The organism is Falsirhodobacter xinxiangensis, from assembly GCF_004959935.1.
In the GTDB taxonomy this organism is placed as follows: domain Bacteria; phylum Pseudomonadota; class Alphaproteobacteria; order Rhodobacterales; family Rhodobacteraceae; genus Falsirhodobacter; species Falsirhodobacter xinxiangensis.
Genome location: NZ_SMYN01000007.1, coordinates 1 through 13,413 on the forward strand (window position 1 = coordinate 1; position 13,413 = coordinate 13,413).

Genomic DNA, 13,413 nt, shown 5'->3' on the forward strand with positions numbered 1-13,413 from the left:
GATGGCGACGCGCTGGCGCTGCCCGCCCGACAGCTCTTTGGGGTATCGTTCGGCGAAACGGGCGGGAAGGCCGACCATGTCCATGATCTGGGCCGTGCGGGCGCGGCGTTCGGCCTCGGTCCCGATGGCGTGGACGCGCAGCGGCATGGTCACGATGTCCGCGATGGTCTTGCGCGGGTTCAAGGACGAGAAGGGGTCCTGAAACACCGGCTGCACGCGGCGGGTGAACTCCAGCCGCCCGATGCTGCCGATGTCGCGCCCGTCCAGACGCACGCTGCCTTCGGACGGGGCCAGCAGGTTCAGCAGGATCTTGGCCAGCGTCGATTTTCCACAGCCGGATTCGCCGACGATGCCCAGCACCTCGCCCCGGTTCAGACGCAGATCCACGCCGTTCAGCGCGTGCAGCGTGGCCTTCGGCGCGAACATGCCCTGACTGACCTGAAAGCGGCGGGTCAGCCCTTGGGTTTCCAGAAGAACGCTCATGCCGCCACCTCGCGGATGCAGGCCCAGTGGTGGCTGCCATGGCCGCGCACCGGCACGGGCCGGGCGCAGACGGCTTCGGACAGCGCGCAGCGGTCGCGGAAGGCGCAGCCCTCCTGCCGCCCGATCAGGGACGGAACGACGCCGGGGATCGTGCCCAGATGCGCGCCGCGTTCGGTCTTGCCGGGCTGCGGGATGCAGTCGATCAGCGCGCAGGTATAGGGGTGGGCTGGCGCCTCGAAAATCTCGGCCGCGCTGCCTTCTTCGACCACGGCGCCGGCATACATGACCACCACCCGATCCGCGATGCGCGACACAAGGCCGAGGTCATGCGTGATGAAGATGATCGCAAGGCCCAGTTCGCGTTGCAGATCCTTCAGCAGCCGCAGGATCTGGGCCTGAATGGTCACGTCCAGCGCCGTCGTCGGCTCGTCCGCGATCAGCAGTTCCGGCTCTGTCATCAGCGCCATCGCGATCATCACCCGCTGGCGCAGGCCGCCCGAAAGCTGGTGCGGATATTGGCCAAGGCGCGATCTGGCGGACCCGATGCCGACCTTTTCCAGCATCTGCGCCGCACGGTCCACCGCCGCCGCACGGCTGCCGCCGACATGGAACAGATACGCCTCGACCATCTGGTCGCCGATGGTGAAGGCGGGGTTCAGCGCCGTCATCGGTTCCTGAAAGATCATCGCCATGCGCCGTCCGCGCAGTTTTTCGGCGACGCGCGGGCGCATCATGTCCTGCCCGTCGAAGGTCAGCCCGCTGGCCGACCGTTTCGCCACGCGCGGCAGCAAATCCATCAGCGCAAGCGAGGTCATCGACTTGCCGCAGCCGGACTCGCCCACGATGCACAGCGTCTCGCCGCGGGCGACGTCGAAGGATATGCCGCGCACGGCGTGCAGCGTGCCGATCCGGGTTTTCAAATCCACGCGAAGGTCGCGCACGGAAAGGAGGGGCGCAGTCATCAGCTTCTCTCCGGTGTGATCAGATCGCGCAGGCCGTCGCCTGCAAGGTTGATGGCGAAGACCAGCGTGGCCAGCGCCGTGCCGGGAATGGCGATCAGCCAGAAGCTGAAGAACATGTAGCTCTTGGCCTCGGAGATCATCAGCCCCCAGCTGGGCAGCGGCGGCTGCACGCCAAGGCCAAGGAAGGACAGCGCCGCCTCCATCAGAATGGCGGATGCCACCTCGATCGTGGCGATGACGATCAGCTGCGGGGCGATGTTGGGCAGCACCTCGCGCAGCAAGACCCAGGCGGTCGATGCCCCAGCCGTCCGGGCCGACGCGATATAGTCCAGCGCCCGGATCTGCTGCGTGGTGGACCGCACGACCACGGCGAAACGGTCCCATTTCAACAGGCCCAGCACCGCGATCACCACCCAGATCGAGCCGCCAAACAGCGCCACCACCGCCAGCGCCACAAGGATCACCGGCATGGCCAGCCGGACGGTGACGATGAAGGTCACGAACGTATCGACCCGCCCGCCGAAATATCCCGCCAGAAGCCCCAGCGTGGTGCCGATGACGCCCGAGATCGCAACGACCGAGAACCCGATCAGCAGCGACACCCGCGCGCCATAGATCAGCCGCGACAGGTAATCCCGCCCCAGCTGGTCGGTGCCGAGGATGTTGTCCCACGTCCCCTTCTCATACCAGACCGGGGGGACGGCGCGGCGCGTGATGTCCTGCATATAGGGGTCGTGCGGGGCCAGCAGCGGCGCGAAGATGGCGACGAACAGCATCGCCGCGATGATGGCAAGCCCGACCACCAGCGAAGGGTTACGCAGCAGCCGCGACGGTTTGGAAATGGCGATGGTCATCACGCAGCCCTCAGGCGCGGATCGAGCCACGCATTGATGATGTCCGACAGAAGCGTCAGCACGACATAGGCCAGCGAAAGCAGCAGCACGACGCCCTGAAGCACCGGGAAATCGCGATAGCTGATGCTTTGATAGGCAAGGTATCCCAGCCCATCCAGCGCGAAGATGCTTTCCACCACGACCGATCCGCCCATCAGCAGCCCAAGCTGAACGGCCACCAGACCGACCACCGGCACCAGCGCGTTGCGCAGCGCGTGCTTGAAGACGACGCGGCGGGCGGGCAGCCCCTTGGCGCGGGCGGTGCGGACGTAATCGGTGTTCAGCGCGTCGATCATCCCCGCGCGCACCAGCCGCATGAAGGGCGGCGTGATGTAGTATCCCAAGGTCAGCGCGGGCAGCACGAAGTTGCGCCAGCTGTCCGCCCCCGATGCCGGGAACATGCGAAGGTTGATCGCGAACACCATGATCAGCGCCAGCGCCAGAAAGAACGATGGCAGCGCCTGCCCCATCAGCGAGAACATCGTCACCGCGCGGTCGATGATCGACCCGGAATAGATCGCGGCCAGCACGCCCAGCGGGATCGACAGCGCCAGCGCGATGGCAAGCGACGCGGCCCCAAGGATCAGCGTGTTGCCGATCTTGCCGAAGATCAGTCCGGCCACGTCGGTGCGAAAGAAATAGGACTGGCCGAAATCGCCCCGCGCCACGTCCCACAGCCAGGACAGGTATTGCACCGGGATCGGACGATCGAGCCCATAGGTCTGCCGGATCACGGCGATGCTTTCTGGGGTCGCCCCCTCGCCCGCCAGCGCGGTCGCGATGTCGCCCGATGCGCGCAGCAGCGCGAAGGCGATGACCGAGACCGTCAGCGCGACGATCAGCGCCAGCCCCAGCCGTTTCAGGATATAGATGAGCATATTGCCTCCGTCTGCCTTGGCGGCACCGAAGGGCCACCGGGGTGCGGCATCAGTTCCAGGACATTTCCCAGAAGCGCAGGATCTCGTCGGGATGCGTCTCGAAACTCAGCCCCTCGGTCCCGGCGTAATAGATGGGCAGCGTGAACATCGGCACGGCATAGGCCTGATCGGCGATGCGGGCGAAGCCTTCCGCGTAAAGCTCCTTGCGCTTTTCGCCGTCCATGGTCACGCCCGCCTCGTCGAACAGGGCCTTCAGTTCGGGATCGCCGTTGTTGTCGTCGGGCATCCCGCCGAAATAGGTGGGCGCGGTGGCCGAGGCGTCGAACATGGAATAGGCGCCCCATGCGTTCTGCATCATGTCCACCTGATGCGCGCGCATTGCATCGCGCATCGCGGCGGGCTGCATGAATTGCAGGTTCACGCCGATCCCGACATCGGCCAGATAGTTGATGATCGCCTCGGAGATGTGCCGCTCGCGATAGGCGGCGAGCGAGACGGTCAGGCCGGACACGCCCGCCTCGGCCAGCAGCGCCTTCGCCTTTTCGGGGTCGAAGTCATAGCTGGTCACGTCCTGCGTGCAGCCGAACTGGCCGGCAAAGCAGATGGCGTCGATGACGGTGCTGCCGGTCCCCACCAGGTTTTCCGAAATCGCCTTGCGGTCGATGGCGTGGTTGATCGCCTGACGCACACGGACGTCCTTCAGCGCCTCGGGGCCGGTTTCGGTCGTGTTCATCTGCAGAAAGACGATGCGCATCGTCTCGCCGCTGACGACGCTGACGCCGGGCATCATGCCAAGCTGGTCGGCCATGTCGCGCGGCAGACCCATGACCAGATCGATCCCGCCGGACATCAGATCGGCAAGCTGCGTCTGTATGTCGGGCACGATGCGGATCGACACCGTGTCGATGCTGGCGCCCGCCTTGGGGCTGCCTTCGAAATAAGCCTCGTTGCGGGCAAGACGCAATTCGCCACCGGGGGCATAGCTGTCGATCCGGTATGGCCCGGTGCCGACCGGCAGCGCGGTCTGCGTCTGCCCCTGCGGCCCGGTGAAATAGCCCGCGGGAAAGATCGCAAGCTGCGTGGACAGGTATTCCATCGCCGCCGGGGTCGGTGCCTTCGCCTTGATGCGGACCGACAGCGGACCCGTCTTTTCGACCGAGGCGATCCAGCCCGCGATCTGCTGCGAGACGATGCCGTTGGCGGGGGTGGACACATAGGTCAGCGTTTCCACCACGTCATCGGCGTCGAGCGCGCTGCCATCGTGAAAGGTGACGCCTTCGCGCAGGGTCAGATCCAGCGTGGTGTCGTCGGCCCATGTCCATTCGGTGGCCAGCAGCGGCTGGAACGCTCCGTCCTCGCCACGCGCGACCAGCGTGTCCCAGACGTTCCGCCCGACGATCACGCCCAGACGCAGCGTGGTGAAATAAGGATTCGGGCTTTCCAGCGTCTGGTTATAGGCGAAGCGCAGCGTGTTGTCGGCTGCCTGCGCATGGGCCGCGCCGCTGCACAGCGCGGCGAATCCGGCGGATAGGAGAAGGGATCTGATCATCCGTGGCTCTCTCTGTTGTGTGTGAGCGCGCGGTTGTTCCGCGTCATTGCGATGTAATTTGATCAAAAACATCTTAATCGATTTGTGACAGCTTCACTGCCCGGATGGCAAGCGAAACTTTGAATGTCAGCCGGCGATCGGCCGGGGCTGGCCCGCATCGTCTATGCAGATCATCGTGATCGAGGCGGTGGCGATGATTTTTCGGGCATCGGTGCGATCCAGCGCCACCGCCTCCACCTCCAGCCGGAACGAGGTGCGGCCCGTCTTGCCGACGGTGGCGAAGATCGACAGGTCCTCGCCGGCGGCAAGGGGGGCATGGAAGGACAGCTCGTGGATCGCGCGGATCAGGCAGGGGCCGGCGAACAGCCGCCCCGCCCGCCCCGCCGCGTGGTCGATCTGCGTCATGATCCAGCCGCCAAGGACGAAGCCACCTGCCGCCGTGTCGCCCACGGTCGGCACCGCGATGATGTCGGGGGTCATGCCGCCTCCAGATACCGCTCCAGCCCGGCGCGGATGTCGTCCGGCCAGGGGCGCGATTTGTGATCGGTGGTCGAGGTCAGGACGATCCGCTGCCGGATGCTCCAGATCGGCTCTGCGCGCACGGTGACGACGGTTTCCAGATCAAGCGAGCTTTTGCCGATCTTGCGGACGTTGACGTTGAATTCCAGCACGTCGCCATAAACTGCGGGTTTGTAGAATTCGATGTTCATCGTGACCGTGGGCAGGCCCAGCTTCCGCTCGAACATGATCTCCTGCCACGTGATGCCGAAGGATGCGAACATCGCTTCGTTCACATCGACCAGCATCGACAGGTATGCAGGGTGATAGGCGATCCCGGTCAGGTCGCAATCGCCGAACCGCATCGGTTTGAGGATGGTGAAGGGCATTACGGCTCCTGTTTGATGATTCCGGTTTCCACCGCCACGCGGCGATATCCCGCCCCGGCGATGAACCCGCCGTCGATCAGGAAATCCTCGCCGGTGACGAATTTCGACGCGTCCGAGGCAAGATACAGCACCATCTGCGCCACCTCGTCCGGGGTGCCGCTGCGGCCCGCCGGGGTCATGCCGATCATGGGTGCCAGATGCGGCGAATCGGCGTTCAGCCCGGTCACGATCAGTCCGGGACAGATGGCGTTCACGCGGATGCCTGCGCCCGCATATTCCATCGCCGCGCTGCGCGTCAGGCCGCGAAGACCCCATTTGCTGGCGGTATAGGCCGGATCGTAATGCCCCGAAAACGCGCTGTTGGACGAGATGTTGATGATGCTGCCCCCGTTCGTCATCAGCGGCGCACAGGTGCGGATGCCAAGGAACGCGCCCGTCAGGTTCACGTCGATCACCCGCCGCCACGCATCGGGCGATGTGTCCGCGATCAGGCTGCGGTTGATGATTCCCGCGTTGTTGACCACAATGTCCAGACGACCCTCTACCCGCGCCGCAGCCTCGGCCCAGCCCGCCTCGGAGGTGACGTCCAGCTTCAGGAATTGCTGGCCAAGCTCCTCGGCCAGCGCCGCGCCTTCGTCCAGCACGTCGCAGATCAGCACGCGCGCCCCGCATTCGACCAGCAGCCGCACCTCGGCCTCGCCCTGCCCGCGCGCGCCGCCCGTGACGATGGCGGTGCGGCCCGACAGGTCGGTCATCGCCGCGCGAAGGGCCGCCGCGCTCATGCCTGCACCGTCAGCTGCGACTGTTCGCCCAACCCCGCGGCACCAAGCGTCATCCACTGCCCCGCGCGCAGAAAGACCGGCGGTTTCATCCCCAGCCCCACGCCCGGCGGCGTTCCGGTCGCGATCACGTCGCCCGGCTCCAACGTCATGAACTGCGACAGATAGCTGACGACATGCGCGACGCCGAAGATCATCGTGCGGGTGTTGCCCGTCTGGCGGCGCACGCCATCGACATCCAGCCACAAATCGATGTTCTGCGGATCGGGAATTTCGTCGCGCGTTACCAGCCAAGGGCCAAGGGGGCCGAAGGTGTCGTGGCTTTTCCCCTTGGTCCATTGCCCGCCGCGTTCCGATTGGAAGGCGCGTTCGGACACGTCGTTGGCAAGGCAGTAACCCGCGACATGGTCCAGCGCGTCGGCTTCGGACACGTATTTGGCGCGCTTGCCGATGACGATGGCCAGCTCCACCTCCCAATCGGCCTTTTCGGACCCGCGCGGGATTTCCACATCGTCGTTCGGCCCGCAGATGGCGGAAACGGCCTTGGCGAAGACGACGGGTTCGGGCGGCGGCTCTTTCCCGGTTTCCTTGGCGTGATCGGCATAGTTCAGGCCGATGCACAGGTATTTGCCCACCCGGCCGACGCAGGCGCCGATGCGTGCGCCCTCGTCCACCAGCGGCAGGGATGCGGGGTCGATCGCCGCCAGCTTCGCCAGCCCTTCGGCGGACAGGGCCGCGCCCGCGATGTCGTCCACATGCGCCGACAGATCGCGCAGGCGGCCATCGGCATCCACCACTGCGGGGCGCTCGGCCCCCTTCTCTCCGTAACGTGCAAGCTTCATGATCTTTTCCCCTTATGCGCGGCGATAGCCGATCAGCGAATCGTCCGGCACATCCTCGAAATTGACGACCAGGTTGTCCGGCGTGCGGCAGGTCAGCCAGACCAGTTCCTCGGTCGTGCTCATGTTCACCTCCACATGCGGCATCATGGGTGGCACGAACACGAAGTCGCCTTCGTAAAGATCGACGAATTCGCGATACCCCTCGCCGAAATAGATGCGCCCGTGACCCTTGAGCACATAGCCCCCCGTTTCGCATTCCGCGTGGTGGTGCGGGGGCGAACGGTGGCCGGGCTCGTTGGAAACCTTGCCGAACCAGATCTTCGTTGCGGGCGTGTTCTGCGGGCTGACGCCGCTGCGCCGCACGGCATCGCCCGACTGGGCCGTCTCGCCCCCAAGGGCGCTGCCACGGGTCACGACCGGAACTGCATGGGACATCTGATCTCTCCTCCTCATCGCCTGATGGAATAGTTCAAGCATATATGTTTTAAGCTTGCAATGATTTTGGCGATGCGCAAATCTGAAGCGGCAAATTCCCCAGATCGAGCCATGCCATGAAAATCGCAGTCTTGGGCGCCGGCCCAACGGGTCTTTATTTCGCGATCAGCATGATGCTGCGCGACAAGGCCCACGAGATCACCATCTATGAACGCAACGCGCCGGATGACACCTTCGGCTGGGGCGTCGTGCTGTCGGACGAAACGCTGGGCGCGCTGGCCACGAACGATCCGGCATCCGCCGCGACGATCCGCGAAAGCTTCGCCTATTGGGACGATATCCGCGTCGTCCGCGGGGCCGAGGAGATCACGACCTCGGGCCATGGGTTCTGCGGCATCGGGCGGATGCGCCTTCTGCTGCTGCTTCAGGCGCGCGCAAGGGAACTGGGCGTCACGATCCATTTCAAGCACAACGTGGACGACGCCGAATTCGACCGCATCCGCGCCGAGAACGATATCGTCGTCGCGGCCGACGGTCTGAACAGCCGCACCCGAACACGGTTCGAGGATGCCTTCCGCCCCGAGGTGGACATGCGCGCCAACAAGTTCGTCTGGCTGGGCACGAAACAGAAGTTCGACGACGCCTTCACCTTCATCTTCGAGCAGACCGAACACGGCTGGATCTGGGCGCATGCCTATCAGTTCGACGCGGATACGGCGACCTTCATCGCCGAATGCAGCCAGCAGACCTATGACGGCTTCGGCTTCGGCGCCATGTCGCAGCAGGAAAGCATCGCCGTGCTGGAACGGGTCTTCGCCGCGCATCTGGGCGGCCATGCGCTAATGACCAACGCGAACCACATCCGCGGTTCGGCATGGATCAACTTCCCCCGCGTCATCTGCGAGAAATGGCACCACGAGAATGTTGTCCTGCTGGGCGACGCCTCGGCCACCGCGCATTTTTCGATCGGGTCGGGCACCAAGCTGGGGCTGGAAAGCGCCATCGCGCTGGCCAACCACCTGCATGCGGGCGGCGATCTTGCGGCCTATCAGGAAGAGCGGAAGCTGGACGTGATCCGTCTGCAATCCGCCGCCCGCAATTCGACCGAATGGTTCGAGGATGTGGAGCGGTATCTTGGCCTGGACATGGTGCAGTTCAACTACTCCCTGCTGACCCGCAGCCAGCGCATCAGCCACGAGAACCTGCGCAAGCGCGACCCGAAATGGCTGGCCGAGGCCGAGGCGTGGTTCCAGCGCAGCGCCGGCGGCAACGGCGACCGCCGCCCGATGTTCGCCCCCTATGCCCTGCGCGACATGCGGCTGAAGAACCGCGTCGTCGTGTCCCCCATGGCGCAATACAAGGCGGTGGACGGCAATCCGACCGACTGGCATTTCGTCCATTACGCCGAACGCGCCAAGGGCGGCGCGGGTCTGGTCTTCACCGAAATGCTCTGCGTGTCCCCCGAGGGGCGGATCACCCCCGGCTGCCCCTGCATCGGTCCGGCGCAGGAACGCGCATGGGCGCGGCTGACCGCCTTCGTCCATACCGAGACGGACGCCAGGATCTGCGCTCAGATCGGCCATGCGGGGCGCAAGGGCGCGACGCGCGCGCCGTGGGACGGGATCGACCTGCCGATCGAGGATGGCTGGCCGCTGATCTCGGCCTCGGCGCTGCCCTATCTGCCGCAAAGCCAGACGCCACGGGCGATGGACCGCGCCGACATGGACTCGGTAAAGGCGCAGTTCGTCGCGGCAGTGCAATCGGCGGACCGCGCGGGCTTCGACATGATCGAAATGCACGCGGCGCACGGATATCTGCTCGCCTCGTTCCTGTCGCCCATCACCAACCGGCGCGATGACGCCTATGGCGGCAGTCTGGAAAACCGCCTGCGCTACCCGCTGGAGGTGTTCCACGCGATGCGCGACGCGTGGCCCGCAGGCAAGCCGATGACGGTCCGCATCTCGGCCCATGACTGGATCGAGGACGGGGTGACCCCCGAGGACGCCGTGCTGATCGCCCAAGCCTTCCACGCGGCGGGCGCGGATGCGATCAACGTGTCCTCCGGGCAGACGGACAAGGCGGAGCGCCCCGTCTATGGCCGCATGTTCCAGGCCCCGTTCAGCGATCGCATCCGCAACGGGCTAGGCGTGCCGACCATGGTGGCGGGCAATATCTATGAACCCGACCACGTGAATTCGATCCTGATGGCGGGGCGTGCGGATCTGGTGCTGCTGGCCCGCCCGCATCTGGCCGACCCCTACTGGACGCTGCACGCGGCGGTGGCCTTGGGCGATACCGAACAGGCATGGCCCGCCCCCTATGAAGGGGGCCGCCGTCAGGCGAACACGCTGGCCGAACGGGCGCGGGCATGAGGCGCGCGCTGGTCACGGGCGGCGGCAGCGGCGCGGGGGCGGTCATCGCCCGCGCGCTGGCCGATGGCGGCGTCGCGGTCACGGTCTGCGGGCGCAGGCCCATCGACGCACCGGGCATGACCTCGGCCATCTGCGACGTGACGGACGAGGCGCAGATCGCGGCGCTGTTCGCGGATCACGGGCCGTTCGACATCGTGATCGCCAATGCCGGCGCATCGGAATCCGCGCCCTTCGTCCGGACCGACAAAGCCGCGCTGGACCGGATGCTGGCCGTGAACGTGACCGGTACCTTCCTGACCTTCCGCGAGGCCGCCCGCACCATGGGCGAAGGCGGACGGATGATCGCCATCGCCTCGACCGCCGGGCTGAAGGGGTATGCCTATGTCGCGCCCTATGCGGCGGCGAAACATGCTGTCGTGGGCATGGTGAAATCCGTGGCGCTGGAGCTGGCGGGGCGCGGCATCACCGTGAACGCCGTCTGCCCCGGCTTCATGGAAACCGAGATGACCGCCGCATCCATCGCCCGCATCATGGAAAAGACCGGCCGGACCGAGGCAGAGGCCCGCGCCGCGCTGACGACCAACCCGATGGGAAAGCTGGTCGATCCGGACGATGTGGCGCAGGCGGTGCTCTGGCTCTGCGGGCCGGGATCGGGCATGGTGACGGGCCAGACCATCGCCATCTCCGGGGGGGAAACATGACCGACGCCTCGCGTCAAAGGCTGCGCCTTTGGCTGAACATGCTGAAGGCCACGCGGCATGTGGAGCTTGAGGTGCGCGAACGCCTGCGGGTCGATTTCGACACGACGCTGCCGCGCTTCGACGTGCTGGCCGTGCTGTCGCGCCACCCCGAGGGGCTGCGCCTGTCCGACCTGTCGAAAGAGCTGATGGTGTCCAACGGCAACGTGACCGTCGTGGTGGACCGGCTGGCCGAGGACGCTCTGGTCGAACGCCTGCCCGTCCCGGGCGACCGGCGCGCGTGGCAGGTGCGGCTGACCCCGGCGGGCGAGGGCGCGATCCGGGCCATGACCGACGCGCATCGCGACTGGATCGACCGGCTGTTCGGCGGGCTGGACGATGCGCAGATCGCCGCCGCCATCGACACGCTTTCGGCGATACGGAAACCCGCATGACCTTCCGCCAGACCCGCATCGTCGAATTCCAGCACTGCGACCCGGCCGGGATCGTCTTCTATCCCCGCTATTTCGAGATGGTGTCCTCGGTGATCGAGCGGTTCTTCACCGACGCGCTGGGCTTCGGGTTCGGCGCGAACATGAAGCGCGGCATCGGCGTGCCCACGGCGCGGATCGCGGTGGATTTCCACGCGCCGTCGCGGCTTGAAGACAGCCTCGACTTCGCGCTGGTGGTGACCCGCATCGGCAACAGTTCCGCCGATTACCGCCTGATCTGCACCTGCCACCAGCCACGGTTCACCGCCACGGGAACGCTGGTGCATTACGACTTCACCGCCGGGCGTTCCGCGCCCTGGCCCGACGATCTTCGCGCGGGTCTTGCCCGCCACCTTGCCACGGAGCCCGCATGACCCCCCACCAATTCCTGAACCCCGAAGGCTGGAAACCGGCCAAGGGATACGCCAACGGCATGCTTGCCGCCGAGGGCCGCGTCGTCGCGCTGGGCGGGCTGATCGGCTGGAACGAGCAGCAGGAGTTCGAACATGCCGACCTTGCGGGCCAGTTCGGGCAGACGCTGGAAAACATCGTGGCCGTGCTGGCCGAGGCGGGCGCGGGGCCGGAACATCTGGTGCGCCTGACATGGTATATCACCGACCGCGACGAATACCTGTCCAGCCTGAAGGAGATCGGCGCGCATTACCGCCGGGTCATCGGGCGTCATTTCCCCGCGATGGCGGTGGTGCAGGTCGTGTCCCTGATGGAGGCCGAAGCCAAGGTGGAGATCGAGGCGACGGCGGTTCTGCCCATGGCGAAATGAATCGCTTGATTGTTTGATCAAATGCAAGGATGCTGTTTCAATCGGCATCCGACGCGCCATCTGCCCGGCATTTGATCAAACCCCGGCACAAAGCGGCACATCGGTTGATCGGCCCTGAAATATGCGTTTGCATATTTTTAAACAAGAAACATCAACGGGAGAGATTCACGAATGCCAGCCACACTGACCCAGCTTGCCACCGCGCTTTCGTCCGGCCAGATCCGCGTCGTCGATTGCACCGCCACCTTGGGCCCGAAGACACCGCTGCTGAAGCTGCCCCCCGAAATCGCCGACGACACCCCCCCGATCGAGATCCACCAGATTTCGAAATACGGCGATCGCGGCCCGTTCTGGGCCTGGAACTGGCTGAAGCTGGGCGAACATTCCGGCACGCATTTCGACGCGCCGCACCATTGGATCACGGGCCGCGATTATCCCGACGGCGCGACCGACACGATCGACGCGCAGAACTTCGTCGCTCCCGCCAACGTCATCGACTGTTCCGCGCAGGCCGCCGAGAACCCCGATTTCCTGCTGACCGCCGAAGGCGTCAAGGCGTGGGAGGCCGAACATGGCGAGATCGGCGCGGGCGAATGGGTCTTGATGCGGACCGACTGGTGCAAACGCAACCATGACGAGGCGCTGTATCTGAACGCGGACGAGACCGGGCCGCACACCCCCGGCCCATCCGCCGACTGCGTCCGCTATCTGATGGAAAAGAAGGTGCTGGGCTGGGGCACCGAATGCATCGGCACCGATGCCGGCGCAGCCGGCGGGTTCGAGCCGCCCTTCCCCGCGCATAACCTGCTGCACGCGAACAACCGCTATGGCCTTGCCTCGCTGGTCAACCTGTCGGAACTGCCGCCCAAGGGTGCGATCCTGATCGCCGCGCCCCTGAAGATCGAAGCCGGCACCGGCAGCCCGATCCGCGCGCTGGCGCTGGTTCCCGCCTGATGCGCGACTTCGCCCCCTATCTGATGAACCGCATCATGGCCCGCTATAACGCGGGGGTCGCCGATGCCTTGGCGGCCGAGGGGGTGAGCGTGCCACAGATGCGGACCCTTGCCGTGCTGGTGCAGCAGGGTCCGCGCACGATCAACGAATTGTCGGTGCTGACAGTCATCAAGCAATCCACCCTGTCGCGCACCCTTGACGCGATGGAGGCGGCGGGCCTCGTGCGGCGCGAGCCGTGCGAGACCGACAGCCGCGTGCGCCACATCCACCTGACGGATGCCGGCCGCGCCGCCCACGACCGCGCCTGGCCCGCGATGCAGCGCGCCGAATCCGCGCTGTTCGCCGCCATCCCCGAAGATGAACGCGCGGCCTTCACCCGAACCCTGACGCGGATACTCGGCAGCATCCGCCACCACGATTTCTGACGCCA

17 protein-coding genes are annotated in these 13,413 nt (G+C 65.8%); 7 read left to right on the forward strand and 10 right to left on the reverse strand.

Going from position 1 to position 13,413, the window contains the following annotated elements; all coding sequences use genetic code 11:
* From E2K76_RS10085 to E2K76_RS10130, 10 genes are all read right to left on the reverse strand, one after another.
* On the reverse strand, positions 1-483 hold a 483-nt coding region (locus tag E2K76_RS10085; RefSeq protein ID WP_136684182.1), incomplete at its 3' end, for an ATP-binding cassette domain-containing protein.
* The gene (locus E2K76_RS10090) at positions 480-1,445 is read right to left on the reverse strand and encodes an ABC transporter ATP-binding protein (protein WP_136684183.1); all 966 of its coding nucleotides are present in this window, start codon (positions 1,443-1,445) and stop codon (positions 480-482) included. The genes E2K76_RS10090 and E2K76_RS10085, both read right to left, overlap by 4 nt.
* The gene (locus E2K76_RS10095; protein WP_136684184.1) at positions 1,445-2,299 is read right to left on the reverse strand and encodes an ABC transporter permease; all 855 of its coding nucleotides are present in this window, start codon (positions 2,297-2,299) and stop codon (positions 1,445-1,447) included. Before E2K76_RS10095 ends, E2K76_RS10090 begins: the two co-directional genes overlap by 1 nt.
* A complete protein-coding gene (locus E2K76_RS10100) occupies positions 2,299-3,216 on the reverse strand; it encodes an ABC transporter permease (RefSeq protein WP_136684185.1) in 918 nt (305 codons plus the stop codon). Before E2K76_RS10100 ends, E2K76_RS10095 begins: the two co-directional genes overlap by 1 nt.
* 49 nt (positions 3,217-3,265) lie before the next feature.
* Positions 3,266-4,765, reverse strand: a complete 1,500-nt coding sequence (locus E2K76_RS10105; protein WP_169053263.1) for an ABC transporter substrate-binding protein — start codon at positions 4,763-4,765, stop codon at positions 3,266-3,268.
* 126 nt (positions 4,766-4,891) lie between these two features.
* Entirely contained in the window at positions 4,892-5,245 is a 354-nt protein-coding gene (locus E2K76_RS10110) for an acyl-CoA thioesterase (protein WP_136684187.1), read from the reverse strand.
* Positions 5,242-5,652, reverse strand: a complete 411-nt coding sequence (locus tag E2K76_RS10115) for an acyl-CoA thioesterase (protein WP_136684188.1) — start codon at positions 5,650-5,652, stop codon at positions 5,242-5,244. The genes E2K76_RS10110 and E2K76_RS10115 overlap by 4 nt, the downstream gene beginning before the upstream one ends.
* Positions 5,652-6,434 carry an SDR family NAD(P)-dependent oxidoreductase gene (locus tag E2K76_RS10120; protein ID WP_136684189.1) on the reverse strand — a complete coding sequence of 261 codons (783 nt, stop codon included), beginning with the start codon at positions 6,432-6,434 and terminating at the stop codon, positions 5,652-5,654. Before E2K76_RS10120 ends, E2K76_RS10115 begins: the two co-directional genes overlap by 1 nt.
* Positions 6,431-7,273 (reverse strand): fumarylacetoacetate hydrolase family protein, encoded by an 843-nt coding sequence (locus tag E2K76_RS10125; protein ID WP_136684190.1) that lies wholly within the window; start codon positions 7,271-7,273, stop codon positions 6,431-6,433. The genes E2K76_RS10120 and E2K76_RS10125 overlap by 4 nt, the downstream gene beginning before the upstream one ends.
* A 12-nt stretch (positions 7,274-7,285) precedes the next feature.
* On the reverse strand, positions 7,286-7,708 hold the full coding sequence (locus tag E2K76_RS10130; RefSeq protein WP_181952897.1) for a cupin domain-containing protein: 423 nt from the start codon (positions 7,706-7,708) through the stop codon (positions 7,286-7,288).
* A 116-nt stretch (positions 7,709-7,824) separates the two neighbouring features.
* Here E2K76_RS10130 and E2K76_RS10135 point away from each other — a divergent pair, with 116 nt between their 5' ends.
* The 7 genes from E2K76_RS10135 (at position 7,825) to E2K76_RS10165 (ending at position 13,408) form a co-directional block, all read left to right on the forward strand.
* Entirely contained in the window at positions 7,825-10,080 is a 2,256-nt protein-coding gene (locus E2K76_RS10135; protein WP_136684192.1) for a bifunctional salicylyl-CoA 5-hydroxylase/oxidoreductase, read from the forward strand.
* Positions 10,077-10,781: an SDR family NAD(P)-dependent oxidoreductase gene (locus tag E2K76_RS10140; RefSeq protein WP_136684193.1), complete on the forward strand. Its 705-nt coding sequence runs from the start codon at positions 10,077-10,079 to the stop codon at positions 10,779-10,781. The genes E2K76_RS10135 and E2K76_RS10140 overlap by 4 nt, the downstream gene beginning before the upstream one ends.
* Complete coding sequence (locus E2K76_RS10145; RefSeq protein WP_136684194.1) at positions 10,778-11,212, forward strand: MarR family winged helix-turn-helix transcriptional regulator; 435 nt, start codon at positions 10,778-10,780, stop codon at positions 11,210-11,212. Before E2K76_RS10140 ends, E2K76_RS10145 begins: the two co-directional genes overlap by 4 nt.
* Positions 11,209-11,622, forward strand: a complete 414-nt coding sequence (locus tag E2K76_RS10150) for an acyl-CoA thioesterase (RefSeq protein ID WP_136684195.1) — start codon at positions 11,209-11,211, stop codon at positions 11,620-11,622. The genes E2K76_RS10145 and E2K76_RS10150 overlap by 4 nt, the downstream gene beginning before the upstream one ends.
* On the forward strand, positions 11,619-12,029 hold the full coding sequence (locus E2K76_RS10155) for a RidA family protein (protein ID WP_136684196.1): 411 nt from the start codon (positions 11,619-11,621) through the stop codon (positions 12,027-12,029). Before E2K76_RS10150 ends, E2K76_RS10155 begins: the two co-directional genes overlap by 4 nt.
* Positions 12,030-12,200: 171 nt before the next feature.
* A complete protein-coding gene (locus E2K76_RS10160; protein ID WP_136684197.1) occupies positions 12,201-12,983 on the forward strand; it encodes a cyclase family protein in 783 nt (260 codons plus the stop codon).
* Positions 12,983-13,408 (forward strand): MarR family winged helix-turn-helix transcriptional regulator, encoded by a 426-nt coding sequence (locus tag E2K76_RS10165; RefSeq protein ID WP_136684198.1) that lies wholly within the window; start codon positions 12,983-12,985, stop codon positions 13,406-13,408. The genes E2K76_RS10160 and E2K76_RS10165 overlap by 1 nt, the downstream gene beginning before the upstream one ends.
* The last annotated feature ends 5 nt before the right edge of the window (positions 13,409-13,413 follow it).